Source organism: Symbioplanes lichenis, assembly GCF_030709675.1.
Lineage (GTDB): Bacteria > Actinomycetota > Actinomycetes > Mycobacteriales > Micromonosporaceae > Actinoplanes > Actinoplanes lichenis.
In genome coordinates, this window is the sequence record NZ_JAUZQD010000010.1 from 133,435 (window position 1) to 155,979 (window position 22,545).

A 22,545-nucleotide genomic window follows, 5' to 3' on the forward strand; every position below is an offset into this window, starting at 1 on the left:
GTGGTCCAGGACCAGTCGGCGCCCGCAGTCGTCCTCCGCGCCCGTCCGGGCCCGCGCGTCTCCCTTTCCCGTTCGCTCAAACCTGCTCTTTGTCATGTCTTCATGGCCCTTATGTACCGCGGACGCCTGACGGGCAACACTTCAGCCGCGACTCCGGAGCGGGCAGTCTGGTGGCACACGGAGAGCGACGCGGAAGGGAGCGGACATGGACAAGCGCTACGACTCGTTCTGCGCGGTCGACCCGCTGTTCTACGACTCCCTGAGCAGCGCGCCGGCCCAGGAGTTCCCTGCTGGTGACCGGCCGGACGGCTGGCGGCGGCAGGCCTCGGAGGACTGGACGATCTGGGCCCCCGCGGCGGGCGAGTCCCGGCCGCAGGGCTGGAAGGTCCACGTGTCCGCCACGCTCGGTAACGCCGAGCGGGTGCTGGCCACGGTCCGCGACTACTGCGTGCCCCGCGGGCTCGCCTTCAAGCACCTGCGCGGCCCGAAGCTGCTGCTCATGCGCAACAGCAAGTATGCCGCCCGGGGCGCCAGCGGGAAGTTCGTCACGATCTACCCGCGCGACGACGCCGAGCTGGCCACGATCTGCGCCGAGCTGGCGGAGCTCCTGGCCGGCGAGCCCGGGCCGTACATCCTGTCGGACCTGCGCTACGGCGACGGGCCGGTCTATGTCCGCTACGGGTCGTTCAGCAAGCGCTACTGTCTCCGCGACGGCCAGGTCGTCCCCGCGATCGCCGACGCCTCCGGGGCGCTCGTGCCCGACCGGCGCGACCCCGTGTTCCACGTGCCGGAGTGGGTGACCCTGCCGGCCTTCCTCGAGCCGCACCTGGCCGCGCGGGAGGCCGTCAGCACGACCCAGGTTCCGTACAAGATCGAGCGGGCCCTGCACTTCTCCAACGGCGGCGGTCTCTATGTGGGGCGTGACCTGCGCACCGACGAGGTCGTCGTGCTCAAGGAGGCCCGCCCGGGCGCCGGGCTCGACGCCACCGGCACCGACGCGGTGACCCGGCTGCGCCGTGAGCGCGACATGTTGCTGCGCCTGGCCGGCGTGCCCGGGATCGTCCGGGTGCACGACAGCTTCACGCTGGGCGAGCACGAGTTCCTCGCGCTGTCCTACGTGACCGGCGAGCCCCTCAACAAGCTGCTCGTCCAGCGGCACCCGCTGGTCGAGGCGCCCACCCGGCGCGCCGACTACACCCGCTGGGCGCTCGGCGTCCACGCCCAGGTCGCGCGGATCATCGGTGACATCCACCGGGCCGGCGTCGTCTACGGCGACCTGCACCTGTTCAACGTGCTCGTGGACGACGAGGACCGGGTCACGCTGCTCGACTTCGAGGTGGCCCGTCCGGTGGCCGAGCCCGGCCCGCCCGCGCTGCGCAACCAGGCCTTCGCCGCGCCCCGCGACCGCACCGGCTTCGCCGTCGACGACTACGCGCTCGCCTGCCTGCGGCTCGCCCTGTTCCTGCCGCTGACCTCGATGCTCCGGCTCGCCCCGGCCAAGGTCACGCATCTGGCCGACATCATCGCCGAGCACTTCCCGGTGCCCCGGGCCGAGCTCGACGAGTCCGTGCGCGTGATCCTCGGGCCGCGCCCGGCGCCGCCGTTCGAGACCACGGACACGCGCCGCCGGCTTGCCGATGGGATCACGGCCAGTGCTTCTCCCGTACGCACGGATCGCCTGTTCCCCGGCGACATCGAGCAGTTCCGCAGCGGCGGCGTCAACCTCGCCCACGGCGCGGCGGGCGTGCTCTGGGCCCTCGCCGAGACGCAGATGCCCGTCGACCCGGCCCACGAGCAGTGGCTCGCCGACCGGGCGCACGCCCCGGAGTCCGGCTCGCGGCTCGGCTTCCACGACGGGCTGCACGGGGTGGCGTGGGCGCTGCACCGGCTCGGCCGCAAGGACGAGGCCGTCGCCCTGCTCGACCGCTGCCTCGCCGAGCCGTGGCGCGACCTCGGCTCCGACCTCGGCGGCGGGCTGGCCGGCATCGGGCTCAACCTGGCCTGGTTCGCGGGCGCCACCGGCGATCATCGCTATGCCGACGCGGCCGCCCAGGTCACCGATCTGGTCGCCGCCCGGCTGCGGGCCGCGCCGCCCGCCGCGACGACCAGCGGGGGTGCCCACCCCTGGGCCGGCCTGCACCGCGGCGCCGCCGGTCCCGCCCTGCTCTTCCTGCACCGCTACGAGCAGACCGGCGACGAGGCGATGCTCGACCTGGCCGCCCGGGCGCTGCGCCGCGACCTGTGCGCCTGCGTGATCCGTGAGAACGGCGCGATGAGCGTGGACGAGGGCTGGCGCACCATGCCCTACCTCGCCGACGGCAGTGTCGGCATCGGCCTGGTGATCGACCGCTACCTGAGCCACCGGGCCGACGAGCAGTTCACGACCGCCTCGGCCGCGATCCGCCGGGCCGCCTGTTTTCCCTTCTATGTCCAGCCCGGCCTCTTCGCCGGCCGCGCCGGGATCGTCGCCTACCTGGCCGCCCGGGTCGCCGCCGGCCTCGACGAGCCCGGCGAGCTGCGCCGGCAGTCCGGCCTGCTCTCGTGGCACCTGCTGCCCTTCGGCCGCCACCTCGCCGTGCCGGGCAACCAGCTCCTGCGGCTCTCGATGGACCTGGCCACCGGATCGGCCGGCGTGCTGCTCGCCCGGGCCATGGCCGACGATCCCGCCCTGGCCCTGCCCTTCCTCGGCCCGATCCCGGGCCGCACGGCAGCCCGGGCCGCGCGAAGCCCGGTCCTGGGCCGCACGGCAGCCCGGGCCGCGCAAAGCCCGGTCCTGGGCCGCACGGCAGCCCCGGCCGCACCAAGCCCCGCGGACGCGCCGGACGCGTCCCCGGGCCCCACAGACTTCCGGCGCGCGGAAGAAACACCATCGGTTCACTCTCACCAGATCGGAGAAACGCCATGAACCTCCTCGACCTGCAGGGCCTGCAGCTCCCGACCGACGACGAGAACGGCGGCGGTGGCGGCGGTGGCGGCAGCCAGGCCAGCCTGCTCCTCTGCGGCGACAGCTCGCTGAGCGTCACGACGTGTGACTGACCAGCCCGCGCGCCTGCCCCGCCCCGGACATCCCGGGGTGGGGCAGGCGCCGCTGCCGAGCCCCGCCGGGCGGTCGCTGCTGCTGCGCTGCGTGCGGGCGGCCGGGGGATCCGCGGTCGTGCTGGCCCTGGTCTGCGTGACCGGCGCCGCCGCGCAGCTGGCCCTGCCCGCCGCCCTCGGCCGCACGGTCGACACGCTGCTGGGATCCGGCTCCCCGGCCCGGTGGCTGCTCGTCACCGGCCTGCTGATCGCCACGGCCGCCGCCGCGGAGGTCCTGTCCCCGCTGGTCACCGGCGCCGGCAACGCCCGGGCCACCGCCTGGCTGCGCCGCACGCTGGCCGGGCACCTGATCGCCCTGCCCGTGCCCGTGGTCCGCGCCCACCCGGTCGGCGACCTCGTCGCCCGGCTCACCGGCCAGGCCACCGCCGCGGGCACCGCCGCGAGCGCCGTCGTCCTGGGCGTCACCTCGATCGTCCCGCCGATCGGCAGCCTCGTCGCCCTGCTGCTGATCGACGTCCGGCTCGGGCTGGCCTGCGCCGCCGGCCTGCTCGTCCTCTCGCTGCTGCTGCGCCGCTTCGTCACCGACGCCTCGGCGGCCGCCCGCGACTACCAGGTCGTCCAGGGCCGGCTCGCCGCCGCTCTCGCCGAGGCCCTCGGCGGCAGCCGGACCATCGCCGCCGCCGGCACCGCCGGCCGCGAGATCGACCGCATCCTCCGCCCGCTGCCGGAGCTGAGCCGGCACGGCCGGGGCACCTGGGACGCGCTCGCCACGGCGGCCGGCCGCACGTCGCTGCTCGGCCCGCTCACCCAGATCGTGGTGCTGGCCACGGGCGGTCTCCTGCTCGGCGCGGGCCGCATCACTCCCGGCGACCTGCTCGCGGCGACCCAGTACGCCGCCCTCGGTGCCGGGCTGGGCGCGATCCTGGCGACCCTCAACCGCCTGATCCGGGTCCGCACCGCCGCCGCCCGTGCCGACGAGCTTCTGACCGTCCCCGCCACCGCCCACGGCTGCCGCACCCTCCGGCCGGGGCCGGGTGAGCTGCGGTTCCTGCGCGTGTCCGTGCGCGCCGGCGACCGCCCGGTGCTGGACGGCGTCGATCTCGTGGTGCCCGCCGGGCGTACCGTCGCGGTGGTCGGCTCCTCCGGCGCCGGCAAGTCGACCCTGGCCGCGGTGGCCGGCCGCCTCCTCGATCCGGACGAGGGCTGCGTGCTGCTCGACGGCACACCGCTGCCGGCGCTCACGAGCGAGTCGCTGCGCCGGGCGATCGGCTACGGCTTCGAGCGCCCGTCGCTCTTCGGCCGCACCGTGCGCGAGGCCGTCGGGCTGGGACGCCCGGAGGCGCTGGTCCGCGCCACGACCCGCACGGCGGCCATCGACGACTATCTGGACCGGCTCCCGCACGGGCTCGACACGCCGCTGCGGGCCCTGCCCCGGTCGGGCGGGGAGAACCAGCGCCTCGGCCTGGCTCGCGCCCTGACCGCCGAGCGCCTCCTGATCCTCGACGACGCGTCGTCCAGCCTGGACACCGTCACCGAGGCGCGGATCATGGACGTGCTGCTGGCGCCGGACTCCGGCCGGACCCGGCTGATCGTCACCCACCGGCCCGCCGTCGCCGCCCGCGCCGACCTGGTGGCCTGGCTGTCCCACGGCCGCCTCGTCCGCGTGGACTCGCACGACAGGCTGTGGGCCGTCCCGGACTACCGGGCCGTGTTCGGAGGTCCGGCATGACCGTCGCCGGGTCGTACACGCGGGCCGAGCTGTGGCGGCTGCGGCGGCCGCTGGCCGGGCTGGGGGGATGGTCGCTCGCCGAGGCGATCCCCGCGCTGCTTTCCGGGTACGCGACCGCGCGCGCCGTGGACGGCGGCTTCCTCGCGGGCCGGCCGGTGACCGGGCTGGCCTGGCTCGGCGTGTTCGCGCTGGCGGTGGCGGCCGGGGCGGCCGGCTCCCGGAGCGCGTACCGGCGTCTCGGCGGCGTCGTCGAGCCGTTCCGCGACCGCCTGGTGACCCGCGTCGTCACCGGCGCCGTGCGGCGCAGCGTCGCGGCGGGACGCCCGGACGACGGTGCGCTCGCCCGGCTGACGTACCAGGTCGAGCTGGTCCGCGACGCGCTCGCCGGCCTCCTCACCGTGCTCCGCGGCGTGGCCGTCGGCCTCGCCGCCGCCGTGGCCGGCCTCCTCGGCCTGGCCCCCCTGCTCGGCGCCGCGGTCGGCGTGCCCCTGCTGCTGGGCCTCGGCCTGTTCTTCGCCCTCCTCCCGAGCCTTGCCGCCCGCCAGCGCGCCGCCGTGACCGCCGCCGAGCACCTCGCCGACGCGGCCGAGTCGGTTCTGACCAGCCATCGCGACGTGACCGCCACCGGTGCCCGGGCCCTGGCCGACGATCTGGTCGCCGGGCCCGTCGCCGAGCAGGCCCGCGCGGACCTCGCCGTGGCCCGGGGCGGGGCGCTGCGCGGACTCGCCCTCGCCGTCGGCGGCTGGGTCCCGCTGCTGGCCGTGCTCGTCGTCGCGCCGTGGCTGGTCCGCCGGGGCGACATCGGCCCCGGCGCGGTGCTGGGCGCCTTGGTCTACGTGCGCCAGGGTCTCCATCCGGCGCTGCACCTGCTGGTCGAGGGGCTAGCCGCCGGCGGCCTCCGCTATGCGGTCACGCTGAGCCATCTCCTGACCGCCTCGACCCTCCCTTCTCCCGCTGTGGCCGACCCCACGCCGGCGGCCGGGCCGTTGCTGCGGCTGCGTGACGTCACCTTCCGCTACGGGCCCGCCGCCGCCCCGGTGCTGGACCGCTTCAGCCTGGACGTCAGGGCGGGGGACCACCTCGTGATCGCCGGCGCCAGCGGAATCGGCAAGTCGACGCTCGCCGCGCTGATGGCGGGCCTGCTGCGACCGGACGAGGGCACCGTCGCCCGGTCCGGCCCGTGCGTGCTGCTGCCCCAGGAGGCGTACGTCTTCAGCGGCACCCTCGCCGAGAACCTGTCCTACCTCCACGCCTCCACCGACGCCGGCCTCCTCGAGGCGGTCGGCATTTTCGGTCTCGGCCCGGTGCTCGAGCGGCTCGGTGGCCTGCACGCCCCGGTCGACCCGGCGGCGCTGTCGGCCGGCGAACGTCAGCTGATCGCGCTCGCGCGGTCCTGGCTCGCCCCGGCCGGGCTGACGCTGCTCGACGAGGCCACCTGCCACCTGGACCCGGCCGCCGAGGAACGGGCCGAGCGCGCCTTCGCCGCCCGTCCCGGCGCCCTCGTGGTCATCGCGCACCGGATGACCTCGGTGCGGCGGGCGACCCGGATCCTGCTGTTCGACGGGTCGCGGCCCGAGCTGGGCACCCACGCCGAGCTGCGGGCCCGGTCGGTCACCTGTCGGCGGCTGTCAGATCCAGCCGGACGTCCGCGCGATGTGGATGGCCTCGATCCTGTTCTGCGCGCCGGTCTTGGCGAGGATCCGCGTCAGGTGGTTGCGCACAGTGCCGGGGGAGAGGGACAGGTTCGCCGCGATGTCCTTGACGGAGAGGCCCTGCGCCGCGACCTTGAGGACGCGTAGCTCGCCCGTCGTCAGCGGAACCGTGCTGGTCATGGCGGCCGCGAGCAGGTCCGCGTCGACGACCCGCTCGCCGCGGACCAGGCGCCGGATGGCGTCGACGACCCGGTCGGGCGGGGCGGACTGGGCCAGGAAGCCGATGGTCGGCGGGGTCGAGGCGATCTGCGTGCCGAAACGGGGCCGCCGCGGGTCGACCAGCACCAGGACCTTCGTGTCGGGCAGCTCGGCGTGCGCCTCCTGCGCGGCCCGGCGGGCGTCGAGCCCGGCGTCGCCGTCGTTGAGCAGGTCCAGCTCGAGGACCGTCACGTCCGGCTCACCGCCGCGGACCCGGTCGATGGCGTTGGTGACTGCGTCGCACTCGGCCACGACATCGATGTCGGGCTCGGCCGACAACACGTACCGCAGGGCTCCTCGGAGCAGCCCCCCGCGCATTGCCAGGAGTATGCGCACCACGTCCCGGCCTCCCGACGAACAATATCCGCGGCAAAAACCCCAGACATTTAAACATGTAAATTGCATGATCAGCCGGGCGAACGGTGTCCAATGTCAGTCAGTGGGACCCGCGGGTCACAACCAGCCGGAGTCCATCGACCGGGCGGCGGCCTGCAACCTGTTCGTGCAGCCGAGCTTGCGGACCGCCCCGGACAGATAGTTGCGGACGGTGCCGGAGCTCAGGTGCAGCTGCCGGGCGATGAGCCGGGTCGAGAGGCCGACCAGGGTCAGCCGCAGCACGTCCTGCTCCCGCTCGGTCAGCGGATTGTCCACCGTGTGCAGGGCGGCGACGGCGGTGTCGGGGTCGATGACCCGCTCCCCGGCCGCGACCCGCCGGATGAGCTCGGCCAGCTCGCCGGGAGCCTGGTCCCGGGTGGCGAACCCGCGCACGCCCGCGAGCATCGCCTCGCGCAGGCGGCCGGGCGTACGCTGCGCCGTCAGGGTGACCACCTCGGTGCCGGCGGCCTCGCGCGTCAGCAGCTCGGCGGCGCGCAGGCCCGAGCCGGGCGGGCCGGCGCCCCCGGGCTCGTCGATGTCCACCAGCGCCACCCGCGGCCGCACCTCCCGCACGACCCGGAGCAGCTCGTCGCCGGAGCTGTCGGTGAGCAGCGGCTCCACCCCGCCCGTGCCGCCGAGGACCGCTTGCAGGCTCTCCCGGAGCAACCGTAACTGCGAGACGATCAAGACCCTGATCAAGGCGCTCTCCCTCTTTCCCGGACCTTGAAATCTTTCCCGGACCTGGAAATTTCCTGGACCTTGAAACGAACGTAACAAGTTCATTTCGTGATCGCATTCCGGAGAGAATTTGCGCGATTGGGCCAGGATGCTCGTTGACGGGCTCGAGCGGCCCTCGCGGGGTTCTTCTCGACGGCGCGCGGAGTTCTCCCTGAGGGGCGCGGTGGCTCGCGTGGAGTTTCCCTCGATCGGCGCGGGGAATGCGCTGATGAGCGGTTTGATGGACGTGGGTGACTTGTTTGATGGGCGGGGTTGATTCCTTGACGGGTGCAGCTGACGACGGACCGACGCCGAATGCCTCGGCCGTCCCGCAGACCCTGCGCCGGCAGCTGGAGAGCGAGCTGGCCACCGCCCGTCGCCTCGCCGCCACCGACCCGGAAATCGCCCGTGCGCGTGTCCACGACGCCGAGGTGGCCCTGAGCGGGGTGGCCTCGGGTGAGGCGGCCTCGGGTGAGGCGGCCGTGGGTGAGGCGGCCGTGGGTGAGGCGGCCGTGGGTGAGGCGGCCTTGGGTGAGGCGGCCTTGGGTGGGGTGGCCGCCGACCGCGAGGCGCGACTGGCCGCGACGATGCGCGCCTTGCTGCGGCACCGCCGGCCCGAAGCCACCATCTGCCCCAGCGACGCGGCCCGGGTCGTCGGCGGCGACGGGTGGCGCGGCCTGATGGACACAGCCCGCGAGGTGGCCGCCGAACTGGCCCGCGAAGGCACCCTCACCGTCCGCCAGCGTGGCGCCGTCGTCGACATCGCCACCGCGGTCGGCCCGGTCCGCCTTGCCCGCGGGCCCCGCTGGTAAGAGCGCGGCCCGCGAGCCGGCGCACGACGACCGGCGGGTCAGTGCGCGGCGAGGGGCGGGTCAGCGCACCGCGCCCATGTACGTCACGGCAGGCTCCTGGTAGCGCCCGGCGGGTCTGCGCACCTAACCCGGCGGGTCAGTGCACTTCGACCGGCGGGTCAGCGCACGAAGGTCGTCCGGCGGCGGCGCAGGGCCACGAGCGTTCCCGCGCCGGCGAGGACGAAGCCCAGCCCGATGCCCGCGACGACCGTCGTGTTCTGGCCGGTGACCGGCAGACCCTCGTCGCCGCCGCCGGAGCCGCCCTCGTCATCCGGCTGACCTGCGCCCGGCTCGCCGTCACCCGGGTCTCCGTCGCCCGGATCCCCTGCACCCGGGTCTCCTGCGCCCGGCTCGCCGCCTCCGGGCTCGCCGCCTCCGGGCTCGCCGGCGCCCGGTGAGCCGGCGGTCACGGTAACGGTGTTGCCCTTCGGGAAGGTTCCGGCCGTCACCCACTGCAGATTCCGCAGCTGGACGGTCACCTTGTAGGTGCCCGGCTTCGCGTACTTGTGCGGCCCCGGCTGGCCGAAGTGCGACCACTCCTGAGTCGTCCCGTCGCCCCAGTCGACGGTGCGGAAGATGAAGACCGGCGCGGCGTCGTCGCCGATGATCTCATCCTCGGTCAGCGTCACCCCTTCGTTCACGCGAACGCGGGTGGGCTTCAGGCTGTACTTGCCGGAGAGCACCTCCGGCGGCACCGAGTCGACGATCGTGATCGTGTCGCCGTTCGGGAACGTGCCGGAAACGGTTTCAGTGCCACTCACCAGCTGCACGCTCATGCGGTAGGTGCCCGCCTTGTCGTACACGTGCTCGTAGTAGCCGCCCTTGGTCTTCTCCTCGATCGGCGACCCGTCGCCCCAGTCGATGCGCCGCGTGACGGCGGCGTCCTCCGGAGTCAGCGCGTACTCGTGCAGAAGGATCGTCTGCCCGGCCAGCTCCTCGTCGTAGCTGAAACCGTAGCTACCGGCGAGCACCGCAGCGGACGAAGCCGACGCGGAAGCCGCGGCCGACGGCCCCGCCGAAGGATCAACCGGCGCCGACGGCCCCGCCGAAGGATCAACCGATACCGACGGCCCCGCCAAGGAAACGGCCGGCGCCCCCGCTGAAGGGCCGGCCGATGCCGCACCGCCGAAGGATCCGGACATTCCGGCAGCCATGACAACGACAAGGGCGGGCCGGACGGCTTTGAACACAATGGACATTCGGAATTCCCCCGCGAGAAGACGACCAGCGGAGGCTATGAATCACCGTCGCCCGTGTCCACCCGCCCACGAGGCCTTCACCATCCCGCCCGTCGCGTGTCACCCGAAGTTGGCCGTCAGTTGTCAGAGCCGCCGTTCGCAGCGCGGGACCGGCCGGGCGCCGGCACGATCGTTACGCTCGCCGCCCGTCATCCGGCGCTCGCCGTCAACCCCTAAGACCATCGTCGGTGGCGCGGGCGAGCAGGGCGAAGGAGTTCGGCAGCCGGCCCTGGAACGCGGTGGAATCGATTCCACCCATGCGCCAGAACGGCTCCGGGTACTCCTCGAGGTGCCGGATCTCCAGACCCGCGCGAACCACCGCGGTGACTGTGCGACCCAGCGTCCATTGCCACATGACGGCGCCGTGGGCGGGGAAGCTGTCGTCGTCGCAGACGAAGGAACGGCCGAAATAGCTGCGGTCGGGCCGGATCCGCACCCGGTCGGGCTCCCGGGTCCACAGTTCGGTCGCCGGATGACTCTCGTACACGAACAGATGGCCGCCCGGTCGCACGAGGCGGGCCATCTCCCGGGCCCAGGCGTCGATGTCGGGCATCCAGATCAGCGCGCCCTTGCCGGTGTAGACGAGATCGGCGCAGCTGTCGGCCAAGGGAACGCCGGGAACCGTACCCAGGAGATAGCAGCAGGCGGCACCGGCCGCGACGGCGCGGCGCCGGGTCTCCCGAACGGTGACCGCGCTGTAGTCGATGCCGATCACCGTGCGAGCGCCCGCACGCGCCAGGGCGATGTCGTCCTGCCCGTTGCCGCTCTGCGGGTGAACCACCATGGGTCGCGTCGCCAGAATGTCGCGCAACAGATCGTGTTCGGCGGCGAGGAGTGCCGGCTCTCCCGTCGGAGCGACATAGGAATGCTGATAAGCGTTGTCCCAGGCGGTGCGATTGGCTCGGGTCACCTCGTCCATGCGGGAGACACTAAGCTGCGTCCATGGCGTCGGTCAGGCAGATTCAGGTCAGTTTCGACTGCGCGGAGCCGCCGCGGGTCGCCCGCTTCTGGTGCGAGGTGCTGGGCTACATCCCGGCAGCCGACGCCGACGAGGAATGGGCCGCCTGCCACGATCCGACCGGCGCCGGCCCGCGCTTGTTCTTCCAGCGAGTGCCCGAGGGCAAGACCGTCAAGAACAGGGTGCACCTCGACGTCCGGGTCGGCACCGGCCTCAAGGGCGCCGAGCGCCTGGCCGCGCTGGAGGCCGAGGGCACCCGGCTGGAGGCCCTCGGCGCGTCCCGCGTGCGACTCCTGCCCGCCGATGAGGAGAACGAGTCCTGCCTGGTCATGCGGGACGTCGAGGGCAACGAGTTCTGCCTCGACTGAGCGGCCCGCTATCCGGCTCCAGCCGGCCCGCGACCTGTTTCGGACAGCGCGAAACCTTTCCCGGCCGGCGCATCAGCCGTTCCGGTCAGCTCGCCTTCCGCTCCGGGTCGAGCGGCTCATGCTGTAAAGGTCGAGCGGATCAGCCGATGCGCTGGGAGAGCTCGAACATGTTCCCCACGGATCGCGGAAGAAGGCCAGCCGGGCGCTGATGTCCTCGATCTCGAAGGGCTCGTTGACGACGTCGACGCCCCGGCGGCGCAGTTCGTCGAGGATCTTGTCCACGATTCCCGTCCACGTCAACACCTTGCGCTACCGCCTGCGCCGCTTCGCAGAATTGACCGGCCGCTCCCTCGACGCCACCGACACCCTCATCGAAGCAAGCTTCGCGCTGACGGCGTCAACCGGAACGATGAAACCGGTTCCCGCACCGGACGCCCGACCCTGAAAACGGCCAGCGGCGTAGCCCCCACCCGCTCGGCGAGCCGGGCGGCGGTCGCCGGGCAGTCGAGCAACTGGCTCAGCGGATGCACGGCCAGCCCGTGCCGGGCCAGCGTCAGCCAGACACGCAACAGTCGGCGCCCGTCCTGCCGCAGGTCGCGCTCGCGATCGATCCCGCGCCCCATTTCGCTGTTGCTTCCGCGGGCGGTGAGCACCCACACGCTGCCGTCGTAGCGCAGCAGACCCCGGCCGGACGCCGCCAGCAGAGCGGGGCCACCGAGCCGCGACATCATCGGGTACGCCCGGAGCGCCATGCCCAGCACCCGCGCCTCGAAGCGGTTCAGCTCGAGCGCGCGGTCGGTCAGCCCATCCTGGTGATACCGCGGGTCGGCCGGGTCGAGCCGCAACCATTCGCGCAGCTCACGAGCGGACGCCGGCGTTCCGAACAGCCACCGGTCGGCCACCTCGAGATCCGCGGCCAGGGCCCGGCTGGGCAGATGCACGAGCCCCGCGTCCAGCCCGGGCACGCTCTCCGGCAGAACCACCCCCGGCGTGTACGCACCCCGCGCCACTCGCCGCGCGGCAACCTCCGCCGCTGTGAACGTCGTGGCGTAGCGAGCCGGCGCCGCAACGAGCCGGATGCGGTGCGGGTCGCCGAGATCGCAGGCGACGGACAATCCCACATCTGCGGCGACAATCAAGCACGCCTCAGTGAACGCGCCCAGACCCAGCGCCAGATCCCGGCCGGTCGGGTCCGATCCCGGCAGCGCCCGAGCCGGATCCGTGCCGATGACGACCTCGTCGGCGCGGTAGTCGAGCGTCCACGGCTGCGTGTTGTGCGCGCTGGGCGCCCGCCGGAAATCGGTTTCACGCGCGCGCAGCACGTCAACCCAACTCATGCCGCACCTCTCTCGTAGAAGGTGTAGCCGTGCAAGGGCCGCCCTCCGGCGCGCCGGTAGGACGCGGCCGATGCCCCGTTGTCCCGCTCCACGAAGGTGCTGCGCAGGAACCGGTACCCACTCGTTTCCAGATGACGGTGCACGTTCCGGGCGAGCAAAGTGGCGTACCCCCGGCCTTGCTCCTCCGGCACCGTGCCCTTGACGACGAGCACCGCGTCCCGCCGATGCCGCGCCCGGGTGACGAGCAGCCGCAGCTGCGACACGAGCCCGAGCCGGCCGCCCGTCCGCATGAAGAACTCAGAAACGTCGGGAACCGCTATCACGAACGCCACCGGGCGGCCCGCCTTCTCAAGCCACAGCAACAGACCCTCGTCCAGCAGGTACGCCAGCCCGTCGGTCTGCTCCGCCAGTTGCCCGGCCGAGATGTCCGTGTAGTAGCCGAGCTGCGCGAAACTGGCGTTGAGCATCTCTCGCAGGATCGGCAGCTGCGCCCGGAATCCGCGCCGGCTGCCGTGCCGGATCACCAGCCCTTCGGCGGCCATTCGTGCATCGTCGAAGTGGAAATCGCTCGCCGAGCCCGGCACATCGACGATCCACGTGTCGCCCTCGAAGCGCCGCGTGAAGCCGTGCCGTTCGTAGAAAGCCGGGTAGTACGCCGGATTCCAGGCCGAGTCGACGAAACCGCGGTGCTCGAAGCCCGAGGTGATGACCCCGCCGGTCTGGTTCGGCAGCAAGGCGACCGGGCCGAAGAGGGCGCGCCCGTCCGCCGCGGCGAGCACCGGCTGGAGCAGTGCGGCGAACACCTCGTCGTCCTCGATGAACTCGGCGTGCCCGAAGAGCTGGCGCGGCCCGGCCTTGGCGTCGAAGGCGGCGTCCCGATGGGTGCTGATGCGCCCGACAGTCCGGCCCCGGGCGTCGCGGACGAGGAAGAGCCGGGCGGCCCGGCGCTGGCGGGCGACGACCGGGGCGGGCATCGGCACGTACCGGTCGCGCGGGTGCAGCCGCAGCGGCAGGTCGAGGAAGTCCCGGAAGTCCGCGCTGGAACGGACGGGAATCGCTTTCACGACCGGTGCACCGCCGGTCCGGAGCTCTCCGTGGACAGCGGGGTCCACGCCGGGATGTGCGACATGCTGCCGTCCTCGGCGCGCCAGATGCCGTTGCTGTAGCCGTGCGGCTCGGCGGTGAAGAGGCGGATGAAGCCGGCCGTCGCGTTGCGGGCGTCGTCGTCGGTGAGCCAGCACATCAGGTCGCGGTGGTGCTTGCTGCGGGCGAACTTGAGCATCGCGTCCCGGTCGCTGAAGAAGGCGATCGTGCCGAGGGTGAACGGGAACCGGTAGTAGACGGTGTGCCAGCGGTAGCCCGGCATGCGTTTCATCCGCCGGATCATGGGACCCCACGTGCGGATCGTCCGGAGCATGGCGCGCGGCCCGGTGTAACGGGTGGCCCCGATGAACATGGCGCCCGCCTGCCCCTGCGGCGGAGCGGCGGAGAAGTCGGTCGTCCTCATGCGCTGATCCCCCGTACGAGATAGGTGTTCTTGATCTTCGAAGAGGCCCCGGCGAAGGGGCCGGTGCCGTGCCCGTGCACCTCGACCCGCAGGTCCGCGGCGTCCTCCTCCAGCGACTGGGCGAAGTCGCGGCTCGCCGTCGCCAGGTGGCGCAGCACCCCGTCGCGGCAGAGAGCGGCCAGCTCATCCCCGTCGACGACAGCGTCCGGCAGCAGCTGCAGGTGCACGATCGGCCGGCTCTCCAGGTCGGCCTGCTCACGCAGCTCGAGGCAGAAACCTTCGAGCAGATGGGCGTACGGGTTGCCGGCGTAGAGCCCGTACTCGACGTCCTGCGGGTAGATGTTCGCGCCCATGTACGAGACGGTGCTGTCCTTGCGCCCGAACAGAAACAGCAGCGGCAACCGCATCCCGTCCACGGCGAGCGCCGCCTCCGCCTCGGCCCGGGCCCCGGGATCGGTGATGGCGGCGAGCACCTCGGGCAGCGTCGCCAGCCGGCCCTCGTCGCCGATGTTGTAGCGCACCCGCGGGTTGACGACGGCCATCGAGTTGATCGTGCACAGGACCTCGCCGGCCGCCGTGGTCTCCAGGTACGTCTCGAGCGGGTTGTACTGGAACACCATCGGCAACCGGTCCTCACCCTCACCCAGCAGGGCAGCGCGCAGGCCCTCGTCCGTACGCAACCGGCGGCGCAGCCACACACTGAAATCGGTTTCACCTGCCATGCCGATGGTCAGATCGCTGGCCCCGTAACCCGATCGCACCTTGGCGAACCGCTCCTCGAGATAGTCGCGCAGCGCCTCGGTCATCGCCTCGCCGCCGACGAGCCCGGAGATCTGGAACCGGTCCCAGGGGAAGTCAGCGGCGTCCAGCGCGTCGCGCAGCCGCTTCAGGAACGGCGGGTAAGCGGCGATCACGTACTCGAAGCCGGGGCCGAAGTAGCGCAACGTGTCGATGATCTTCGCCAGATCGGGGCCGGTGTTCTTCACCATGGCGATCCGGGCCATCGCGATGCCGGTGTTCGTGCCGGTCGCCCAGGCGCCCATCGAATAGGCGTTGATGACGAACCGCCTCCGGCCCGGGAAGATCATCGTGGCGTAGGCGGCCAGATTCTTGTGCACCGACCGCAGCTCGCGCCGGCTGCGCACCCAGTTGTACGGCTGCCCGGACGACCCGGACGACTCGTCGACCACGCTGCCGGCGATGCTCAGCTCGCCGTGGCGGCACCGCTCGTGCTCCGGGTACGCCTTGACGTACGACTCCTTGTCCGTGGGCGGGTAGCTGCTCAACCGGAACCACTGGAACCGCCACCCGTGGCGTTCCAGGAAGTCGCGGTAGGCCGGCACGTCCAATGCCGCGAACTGACAGGTCATCCACGCGTTGAACCGGGCGAAGCGCCCGAGACCCGGCCGGTAGTGCCGGGCCGTGAACCGCCACACCGCCGGATGCACCCGATGGAGGGCGTAGAGCCCGCTCACCGCGTGACTGCCGAGCCGCAGCGTCCACTGCCGTACGAAGCTTCCGATCACGCGCTTCACGCTAGGAAAGTCTCTGGTCAGGCACACCCGCGCGGGTACTCAGACGGGCCTGAGTACCCCGCGTGCTCTACCCTCGGTCACATGCTGACAGCTGAGAAGACGAGCATGTGGGCCCGCCGCTACCAGCTGACCGCCGACGGGCAGCCCGTGGCGACGTGGGACCCGTCGTGGTGGCGTACCGGCGGGGGCTTCGAGGTCGACGGCCGGCGCTATCAGGTGCGGGCCAACGCCTGGGGCAGCCGGTTCACGATGCGCGACGAGACGGACAACGAGGTCGCCCGGGTGGAGCGGGCCGGGCGCAAGCACTGGACCGTGGTCTCCGGCGGCCGCACGTACGAGTTCCGCCGCGCCTCGCTGTGGGGCAACCGCCAGGAGCTCCTCGTCGGCGGCGTGGCGGCGGGGTCGATGCGCCGGACGAGCGCGTGGTCCGGATCCATCGAGGCCGACCTGCCCGGGGTGCCGCTGCCGGTGCAGATCTTCGTGGTGGGCGTGCAGATCGCCCTCTGGCAGGCCTCCCAGTCAGCCGCCGCGGGCAGCAACGGCGGCGGCTGACGCAGCCGGCCGCCGCGAGAGCCGGGTGATCCTCTCCCGGGTTCGTGCCACGACGCCGGGCGATTCGCCCGGGAGGGCCGGAAGCCCACCATCGTTGACCAGGTCAGCGCAATTCCGACCTGGAGGTAGTTCCCGTGAAGAAGCTCGTGCTCGGCGTCCTGGCCGGCGGCCTGGTCCTGTCTCAGGCCGCCTGGACGTCCCCCGCCACAGCAGCTCCCGCCTCCGCCTCCGCGGCAACGGACGGCGACATTCTCGCCGGCAAGCGGCAGGTCGTCATCAAGCCGGTCGAGGAGTTCGAGTCGATTCTCGCCGTCGACGCCCGCGGCCGTCTCAACCTGACCGACGGCGAGTCCGACAAGAGCCTGTTCGTGCTCGTTCCGAACGGCGCCAAGTGGCTGATCAAAACGGCCAAGGCCGACCCCAGCGGCGAGCCCGCCTGCATGGGTCTCAAGAACAACGGCAGCAATCCCCTCACCGTGGTCGCCGCCCTGTGCGACGCCGGGCGCACCGGCCAGAACTTCACCATCACCAAGCTCGACGCCACCGACTCCGCGGGCCGGCCGACCTACGCCATCAGCAGCCGCGACGCCTTCCTGCAGTACTTCGGCCGCTCCGGCCTCATCGCCGAGGAGCTGGGCGACGCCCCGCTGAAGACCACCTTCTCCTTCGTCGACAACGGCCCGAGCACCCTGCCGATCCTCGACTGACGACGATGCGCCGCACCCCGGTCCCAGGGCCGGGGTGCCGCTGGTGTCGGATCGAGGTCAGGCAATGCGTAAATCCGGTGTTGCCGTCCGGCGCCGGGGTCTATGAACCATTTATGACCGAAGAGACTCTGCCGGGCGGCAACACCGTCGGCGCCGTCCGGATCGGTGACGTCGTCCACAAGGCCGCCTCGCCCTGGACCCCGACCGTGCACGCATTGCTGCGTCATCTGGAGGCGGCGGGCTTCGACGGTGCTCCCCGGGCCCTCGGCTTCGACGACCAGGGCCGCGAAATGCTGACGTTTCTGCCGGGCGAGACGGCTGCGGGCCGCTTTCCGTGGCCGGCGTGGGCGTTCACGGACGGGATCCTCATTCAGGTGGGCCAATGGCTGCGGCGCGTGCACGACGTGACGGCCGGTTTCGTGCCACCGGCGGACGAGCGGTGGTTCACCGGCGGCAGGTTGCAACCGGGACAGGTCATCGGGCATCAGGACGCGGCCCCGTACAACGCGGCGGTGGTGAACGGCGAGCGGCTGGCCGGCTTCTTCGACTGGGACACGGCGGGCCCGTCGACGCGTGACTTCGACCTGGCTTTCGCGGCGCTCTGGTGGGTGCCGTTGTGCCCGCCTGACGTGGCGGCGGGAATCGGTTTCCACCACAGTCAGGACCGCTCACGCCGGCTGCACCTGCTGCTCGACGCCTACGGGTACGAGGGCGACCGGCACGCCTTCGGTGGCGCGATCGTCCGGCGCGCCCGGCGCCAGGCCGCCGCGATGCGCAGGATGGCAGCAGCGGGGGACCGGGCCGCGACCGCGCTGCTGCCGGTGGCGGGTTACATCGAGCGATCCGCCACCGACGTGGAATCGCTTCCGGACTATTTCTGGACCCGCCGACCCGGCCCCGACGGGTAAGCTCGCGCTCCGTGACCGAAGACGTGCGCACTGCCTTCCGTACGCTGCATCAGACCGGCACTTTCGTGCTGCCGAACCCGTGGGACGTGGCGTCGGCGCGGCTGCTCGAGGAGCTCGGCTTCCCGGCCCTGGCCACGACCAGCTCCGGCTTCGCCGCCGCGCTGGGCCGCGCGGATCAGCATGTCACGCGCGACGAGCTGGTTGCCCACGTCGCTGCCCTGACCGCAGCCGTACGCATCCCGCTCTCCGTGGACGCCGAAAGCGGCTACGCCGACAGTCCCCGCGGGGTGGCCGACACCGTACTGATGCTCGCTGAAACCGGTGCCAGTGGTGTGTCGATCGAGGACTACGACCCCGCGACGGAACGCATCCTGCCCGTCGCCGTGGCCACCGAACGGATCGCCGCCGCGGCCGAGGAAGCCGCCCGCCACGGCATCGTGCTGACCGGGCGGGCGGAGAACCACCTCTACGGCATCGACGACCTCGACGACACGATCGCGCGCCTGATCGCCTACCGCGACGCCGGGGCGGCCTGCGTGTACGCGCCCGGGCTGACCGACCTCGGCGACATCGCCCGCGTGGTCACCGAGACCGGCGTGGCCGTCAACGTCCTGGCGTTCCGGAACGGTCCCAGCGTGCCGCAGCTCGCCGAGATCGGCGTCCGCCGAGTGTCCAGCGGCGGCAGCCTGGCCTGGGCGGCCTACGGCGCCCTCGTCACCGCCGCCCGGGAGCTGCAGGAGAGCGGGACCAGCACCTATCTCGACCAGGCACTGACCCGCCCCCTGCGCGACGCGGCCTTCTAGCGGACCGGCTCGATCCAGACGTTGCGGTACTGGACCTTGTTGCCGTGGTCCTGCAGGCGGATGGCGCCGGTCGACGGGCCCTCCGGGATGTTGCCGCCGGTGCCGTTCGGGATCTCGATGTTGTCGTGGACCTTGCGGCCGTTCCAGATCACCGTGATCCGCGCGTTCGCGGTCTTCGCGCCGGCGGCGTCGTAGCGGGCGGCCCGGTACGTGACGTCGTACGTCTGCCACGTTTCCGGCGGCTTGGCCATGTTCACGTCCGGCGCCTTCACCGTGTAAATGGCGCCGGCCTCGTTGTTGGCGAGCGTCGTGTCCCCGTACGAGTCGAGGACCTGCAGCTCGTACCGTTCCTGCTGGTAGACGCCGCTGTTCCCGCGGTCCTGACCGGTCACCTCCGGCGGCAGCAGCGGAACCTTGAACTCGACGTGCAGCTTGTAGTCGCCGAACGCTTCCTTCGTGCGCAGGTCACCGCAGCAGACCTCGGTGGCGCCGCCGTCCACCGCGGGCCACTGCGGGCGCCGGCCGTCGGTGTGCTGCCAGTTGTCCAGGCCGTGGCCGTCGAAGAGCGTGATGCGCCGGCCCGGCGTGCGGACGCTGATCAGGTCCAGGTTGACGTGCCCGGTGTCGAGCGCGTCCACCCGGTACGTGATCTTGTTGACGCCCTTGGTCAGGCGCAGCGTCGTGTACGCCGTCGCCCAGTCCTCCCACGTGATCGTGGTCGGCAGGGACACCTGCTGGATCTTGCGGTCGTTGACGTGGACGCTGACCGTCTTCGTCCCGCTGAACGGGTCGGGACCGTTGGAGTAGCGCAGCCCCACCGAGTAGTCGCCGGCCTTGTCGACGGTGACGAACGTGGTGTTCGAGGCGTTCAGGTTGCCGAAACCGGCCACGAAACCGATTCCCGAGAAACCACGGTGGTCGGTCGCCAGCGTCGCGCCGCCCTCCCGGTTGCCTTCCTCGGCCTCGTAGAAGACCTGCTGAGCCTGCGCGCCCGGGATCTCGTTGAGCGTGTACCACGCCTCGGTGCTCCACAGCGTCTCGCCGTCACGTGCGGCGAACGGGCGGGGGGAACGCAGGTGTACCACCCGGTCGCGGCGCAGGCCGGCCACCGTGAGCGTCACGGTCTTGCGGTCGCTGGAAACCTTGGACCTGGTCACCTGCAACGTCTCCTGGTCGACCTCCGGCCCGCCGTACTGCGCGGTCGGCACGTAGCGCCACTGCGACACCTGGTAGGCCGTGGGCAGCTTGGCCACCGTCTCGTCCGACAACGGCTTCGTGTACTCGATGGTGAAGCCCGTGGCGGTCGCCTTCATCGTCTTCATGTCGAACACGTTCGTACCGTTGGGAGTCAGCTTCTGCAGCCCGAAGCGCAGCTTGCCCTCCTGACCCCAGTTGCCGTCCGCGCCGAGCCCGCCGACGTAGACAGCGCCGTCCGGGCCGATCGACACCTCGTTGATGCCGGCCTCGAGCCCCTGCGTGTGCCGGAAGACCGCGCCCTGCTCGACGCCGTGCACCGTTTCCAGCGCCGCGCGCTGCAGGCCGCCGTAGGTGACATCACCGATCAACATCTGCCCCTTGTACGGGCCGGAGCTCAGCAGGACCGGCGTGCTCGGGGAGTTGGCGATCTGGTTCTGGGGCAGCCACAGGACGGGACGCGTGACGGGCTGGGAGTCGTACGGGCCGTCGGGGTTGGTGTAGTGGTTGTAGAACGCGCCCTCCTCGATCCGGAGCAGCTTGTTCGACGGCAGCCACCCGCCCTGGTTGTCGGTCACGTAAAGCTTGCCGCCCGGCCCCCAGCCGATGCCGTTCGGGGTGCGCAGGCCGCCCGCGACCGTGGTCACCTTGCCGGTCTTGCGATTGACGACGATGCTCGTGCCGCGCCCGGAAACCGGTTGCGGATCGGTCGTCGCGCCGCCGAGGTTGATGGCGACCGACAGGTTCAGATAGAAGTTGCCGTTCTTGTAGAGCAGCCCGAACGCGAACTCGTGGAAGTTCCCGCCGAAGGGCCACACCGCCACGGTCCGCTGGGCGTCGAGCACCTCGTCGCCGTTGGTGTCGCGGAACTCGGTGAGTTCGTGCTTCTGCGACACGTAGACCATGCCGTCGACCACGGCCACGCCCATGGGCTCCTTCAACCCACCGGCGATCTTCTTGTACGTGACACTGCCCGGCCCGGTCTTCCCGGTCACGTTCTTGACCAGGTAGACCTCGCCCTCGAGCTTGTCCGAACCGCCCCACGTGCTGATGACCAGCGTGCCGTCCGGCTTCCACGCCATGCCGGAGACCTGCGGCTCGAAGCCCGGCGGGCGCAGGTTCGTCAGGTCGTAGCCCGGATGCACGGCGGTGAGCGGCAGCCCGTCGCCCGGGGTGTCCGTGCCGGCGGCGCACTCCTTGCGTCCGGGGGCGGTCACCCGCACGACGCCGGCGTCGGTGCTCAGCGCGCTGGTCGGCACCACCGCGAAGTCGTCCGCGCCCGGCGGCCGCCACGCGAGGGTGAGCTGCTGGCCGCCGCCGTTCTCGAAGAACTCGACGCGCAACGGGTGCAGCCCGGCCGTCAGATTGACCGTGCCGTCCTTGGGCTCCGCGCCGTGCAACCCGTCGTGGTCGATCACGAGAGCGTCGTCGACGAAGAGCTTCGAGCCGTCGTCGCTCGTCAGCCGGAACGTGTAGGAACCGGTTCCAGGAACGGTCAGATTCGCCAGCGCGTGCGTGACGAAGTTGTCCTCCTGCCCGAACTGGTCCGCCGTCGTCCAGTCGATCGTCGGCATCAGCTTGTCGACGTTGGGCGTCTGCCCCGGCTTCAGCTCGCAGACCTTGCTCGCGGGCACCCCGATGTCGTACGTCCGGAGCGTCACACCCGGCTCCTGAGCGGGCGGGTCGGCGGCGTAGGCCGGGGCCGCGATGAACGTCGCCGCGAAGACGGCCGCTACGACGAGGCGCTTCACCGGCCCAGCCCCGCGTCACCGGCGGCGACAGCCTCGGAGACCGCGGCCGCGCGACGCTGGTCGGCGCGCTGCTCGCCCTTCTCCTCGCGGTCGGCCACCGCCAGTCGTGCGGACTTCGATGCCGCGGCCGAGTCCCCGATGACGCCGCCGCGGATGCGGTTCGACGCGGCGACCGTCGCGGCGGGCGTGTTCCGCTGCACGGTCAGCGATCCGTTGATGATCGTGTCGGCCACCGACGTCGCCCCGGTGGTGTTGGTGATACTCACGTCCGCGTTGAAGTAGCCGCCGGACGCGCAGCTGTCGAGCGTACCGCCGGGTCCGACCTGCACCCCGCCGAGATTGCCGGAGAACGTCGCCCGGCCCCGCACCGCGCTGCCGCACACCACGCTGCCGGTGGCGCTGTTGAGCACCGAGAGGGCGCCGTCGACGAACGAGTCGTGCAGGTCCGTGTAGTAGGTGCCCGTGGTCGACAGCGAGCCGGTCACCTGCGTCCCGTCGTCGAGGTAGACCTCGCCGGCCTGGGCGTTGACGCTGCCGTCGACGCTCGCCTTCTCGGCGAAGAGGAAGCTGTCGACGGTGGCGGACCCCTTCGGCCGCACGGCGAGGGAACCGGTGTCACTGTCGTTCAGATAGACGCCGTAGCCGCCGGACGCGAGGGTCACCTCGCCGCGCACGGTGCTCTGCTTGAGGTCGAGATAGCCGTCGGCGGCCACGCTGACCTGACCGTCGACCCGCCCGCCCGAGACGACGAGGTTGCCGCCCGCGGCCACGCTGACGTTGCCCGTGACGATCGTGCCGGTGAGCGCGCACGACTCGCCGGCCGGGACGTAGAGGTCGTTCGGCACGGTGACGGCTCCGCCGGTCCCGATGCAGTAGGTGACGAGGTCGGCATTCGCGGCCGGGGCGTTGACGAGCACCCCGGCGGTGAGGGCCGCGGCGGTCACCGCGGCCAGTTTCCCGGTACGACGCATGGTGCGACTCCTACGACTGGAAGTACTCGAACGGAAGAAACCGGTTCCCGCCTGTTCCCGGACGGTCGGCTGCGTGGCTCGGTCGCCGGTGGCGCGAC

Annotated in this window: 21 protein-coding genes and 2 pseudogenes; 12 read left to right on the top strand and 11 right to left on the bottom strand. The window is 72.0% G+C overall.

The window, feature by feature from the left end; all coding sequences use genetic code 11:
* The first annotated feature begins 205 nt into the window (after window positions 1-205).
* Genes lanKC through RAN62_RS24385 form a run of 4 tightly spaced genes read left to right on the top strand, consistent with a single transcriptional unit; the run spans window position 206 to window position 6,564 of the window.
* Window positions 206-2,905: a class III lanthionine synthetase LanKC gene (gene lanKC, locus RAN62_RS24370; protein ID WP_305787065.1), complete on the top strand. Its 2,700-nt coding sequence runs from the start codon at window positions 206-208 to the stop codon at window positions 2,903-2,905.
* Complete coding sequence (locus RAN62_RS24375) at window positions 2,902-3,036, top strand: SapB/AmfS family lanthipeptide (RefSeq protein WP_305787066.1); 135 nt, start codon at window positions 2,902-2,904, stop codon at window positions 3,034-3,036. Before lanKC ends, RAN62_RS24375 begins: the two co-directional genes overlap by 4 nt.
* The gene (locus RAN62_RS24380) at window positions 3,029-4,765 is read left to right on the top strand and encodes an ABC transporter ATP-binding protein (protein ID WP_305787067.1); all 1,737 of its coding nucleotides are present in this window, start codon (window positions 3,029-3,031) and stop codon (window positions 4,763-4,765) included. The genes RAN62_RS24375 and RAN62_RS24380 overlap by 8 nt, the downstream gene beginning before the upstream one ends.
* Window positions 4,762-6,564 carry an ATP-binding cassette domain-containing protein gene (locus RAN62_RS24385; protein ID WP_369077195.1) on the top strand — a complete coding sequence of 601 codons (1,803 nt, stop codon included), beginning with the start codon at window positions 4,762-4,764 and terminating at the stop codon, window positions 6,562-6,564. Before RAN62_RS24380 ends, RAN62_RS24385 begins: the two co-directional genes overlap by 4 nt.
* Here the strand turns inward: RAN62_RS24385 and RAN62_RS24390 are convergent.
* Both RAN62_RS24390 and RAN62_RS24395 read right to left on the bottom strand, forming a co-directional pair.
* Window positions 6,475-7,080, bottom strand: a pseudogene (locus RAN62_RS24390) (response regulator transcription factor); the annotation flags it as partial. The gene RAN62_RS24385 and the pseudogene RAN62_RS24390 sit on opposite strands and share 90 nt — an antisense overlap.
* A 48-nt stretch (window positions 7,081-7,128) precedes the next feature.
* Window positions 7,129-7,749 carry a response regulator transcription factor gene (locus RAN62_RS24395; protein WP_305787069.1) on the bottom strand — a complete coding sequence of 207 codons (621 nt, stop codon included), beginning with the start codon at window positions 7,747-7,749 and terminating at the stop codon, window positions 7,129-7,131.
* 299 nt (window positions 7,750-8,048) lie between these two features.
* Here RAN62_RS24395 and RAN62_RS24400 point away from each other — a divergent pair, with 299 nt between their 5' ends.
* Window positions 8,049-8,579 carry a DUF3253 domain-containing protein gene (locus RAN62_RS24400; RefSeq protein ID WP_305787070.1) on the top strand — a complete coding sequence of 177 codons (531 nt, stop codon included), beginning with the start codon at window positions 8,049-8,051 and terminating at the stop codon, window positions 8,577-8,579.
* A 158-nt stretch (window positions 8,580-8,737) separates the two neighbouring features.
* On the opposite strand, the gene RAN62_RS24405 is transcribed toward RAN62_RS24400, so the two are convergent.
* Both RAN62_RS24405 and RAN62_RS24410 read right to left on the bottom strand, forming a co-directional pair.
* The gene (locus RAN62_RS24405) at window positions 8,738-9,589 is read right to left on the bottom strand and encodes an LPXTG cell wall anchor domain-containing protein (protein WP_305787071.1); all 852 of its coding nucleotides are present in this window, start codon (window positions 9,587-9,589) and stop codon (window positions 8,738-8,740) included.
* Window positions 9,590-10,022: 433 nt separating this feature from the next.
* Window positions 10,023-10,775 carry a class I SAM-dependent methyltransferase gene (locus RAN62_RS24410; RefSeq protein WP_305787072.1) on the bottom strand — a complete coding sequence of 251 codons (753 nt, stop codon included), beginning with the start codon at window positions 10,773-10,775 and terminating at the stop codon, window positions 10,023-10,025.
* A 23-nt stretch (window positions 10,776-10,798) separates the two neighbouring features.
* Between RAN62_RS24410 and RAN62_RS41415 the strand changes: the two are divergent.
* Window positions 10,799-10,886 (top strand): annotated as a pseudogene (locus RAN62_RS41415) (VOC family protein); the annotation flags it as partial.
* On the top strand, window positions 10,874-11,182 hold the full coding sequence (locus tag RAN62_RS24415; protein WP_438874541.1) for a VOC family protein: 309 nt from the start codon (window positions 10,874-10,876) through the stop codon (window positions 11,180-11,182). The pseudogene RAN62_RS41415 and the gene RAN62_RS24415, both read left to right, overlap by 13 nt.
* A 72-nt stretch (window positions 11,183-11,254) precedes the next feature.
* Here the strand turns inward: RAN62_RS24415 and RAN62_RS24420 are convergent, their stop codons facing one another.
* On the bottom strand, window positions 11,255-11,464 hold the full coding sequence (locus tag RAN62_RS24420) for a VOC family protein (RefSeq protein ID WP_305787074.1): 210 nt from the start codon (window positions 11,462-11,464) through the stop codon (window positions 11,255-11,257).
* Between RAN62_RS24420 and RAN62_RS41235 the strand changes: the two genes are divergently transcribed.
* A complete protein-coding gene (locus RAN62_RS41235) occupies window positions 11,391-11,627 on the top strand; it encodes a helix-turn-helix domain-containing protein (RefSeq protein ID WP_369077196.1) in 237 nt (78 codons plus the stop codon). The genes RAN62_RS24420 and RAN62_RS41235 overlap by 74 nt on opposite strands.
* On the opposite strand, the gene RAN62_RS24425 is transcribed toward RAN62_RS41235, so the two are convergent.
* From RAN62_RS24425 to RAN62_RS24440, 4 genes are read right to left on the bottom strand one after another with little or no spacing between them, the layout of a single operon-like run.
* The gene (locus tag RAN62_RS24425) at window positions 11,551-12,504 is read right to left on the bottom strand and encodes a nitroreductase family protein (RefSeq protein WP_305787075.1); all 954 of its coding nucleotides are present in this window, start codon (window positions 12,502-12,504) and stop codon (window positions 11,551-11,553) included. The two genes, RAN62_RS41235 and RAN62_RS24425, sit on opposite strands and share 77 nt — an antisense overlap.
* 11 nt (window positions 12,505-12,515) lie before the next feature.
* The gene (locus tag RAN62_RS24430; RefSeq protein ID WP_305787076.1) at window positions 12,516-13,583 is read right to left on the bottom strand and encodes a GNAT family N-acetyltransferase; all 1,068 of its coding nucleotides are present in this window, start codon (window positions 13,581-13,583) and stop codon (window positions 12,516-12,518) included.
* The gene (locus RAN62_RS24435) at window positions 13,580-14,026 is read right to left on the bottom strand and encodes a DUF4188 domain-containing protein (RefSeq protein WP_305787077.1); all 447 of its coding nucleotides are present in this window, start codon (window positions 14,024-14,026) and stop codon (window positions 13,580-13,582) included. Before RAN62_RS24435 ends, RAN62_RS24430 begins: the two co-directional genes overlap by 4 nt.
* The gene (locus RAN62_RS24440; protein WP_305787078.1) at window positions 14,023-15,552 is read right to left on the bottom strand and encodes a phenylacetate--CoA ligase family protein; all 1,530 of its coding nucleotides are present in this window, start codon (window positions 15,550-15,552) and stop codon (window positions 14,023-14,025) included. Before RAN62_RS24440 ends, RAN62_RS24435 begins: the two co-directional genes overlap by 4 nt.
* Before the next feature lie 90 nt (window positions 15,553-15,642).
* Here RAN62_RS24440 and RAN62_RS24445 point away from each other — a divergent pair, with 90 nt between their 5' ends.
* From RAN62_RS24445 to RAN62_RS24460, 4 genes are all read left to right on the top strand, one after another.
* Window positions 15,643-16,113: an LURP-one-related/scramblase family protein gene (locus tag RAN62_RS24445; protein WP_305787079.1), complete on the top strand. Its 471-nt coding sequence runs from the start codon at window positions 15,643-15,645 to the stop codon at window positions 16,111-16,113.
* A gap of 134 nt (window positions 16,114-16,247) precedes the next feature.
* Window positions 16,248-16,820: a hypothetical protein gene (locus RAN62_RS24450; protein WP_305787080.1), complete on the top strand. Its 573-nt coding sequence runs from the start codon at window positions 16,248-16,250 to the stop codon at window positions 16,818-16,820.
* 113 nt (window positions 16,821-16,933) lie between these two features.
* Window positions 16,934-17,728 (top strand): phosphotransferase, encoded by a 795-nt coding sequence (locus RAN62_RS24455; protein ID WP_305787081.1) that lies wholly within the window; start codon window positions 16,934-16,936, stop codon window positions 17,726-17,728.
* Window positions 17,729-17,739: 11 nt separating this feature from the next.
* Window positions 17,740-18,531: an isocitrate lyase/PEP mutase family protein gene (locus RAN62_RS24460; protein ID WP_305787082.1), complete on the top strand. Its 792-nt coding sequence runs from the start codon at window positions 17,740-17,742 to the stop codon at window positions 18,529-18,531.
* On the opposite strand, the gene RAN62_RS24465 is transcribed toward RAN62_RS24460, so the two are convergent.
* Together RAN62_RS24465 and RAN62_RS24470 are read right to left on the bottom strand one after the other, a co-directional pair.
* Window positions 18,528-21,476, bottom strand: a complete 2,949-nt coding sequence (locus tag RAN62_RS24465) for a 3-keto-alpha-glucoside-1,2-lyase-like domain-containing protein (protein WP_305787083.1) — start codon at window positions 21,474-21,476, stop codon at window positions 18,528-18,530. The genes RAN62_RS24460 and RAN62_RS24465 overlap by 4 nt on opposite strands.
* The gene (locus RAN62_RS24470; protein WP_305787084.1) at window positions 21,473-22,447 is read right to left on the bottom strand and encodes a hypothetical protein; all 975 of its coding nucleotides are present in this window, start codon (window positions 22,445-22,447) and stop codon (window positions 21,473-21,475) included. Before RAN62_RS24470 ends, RAN62_RS24465 begins: the two co-directional genes overlap by 4 nt.
* Window positions 22,448-22,545: the final 98 nt, after the last annotated feature.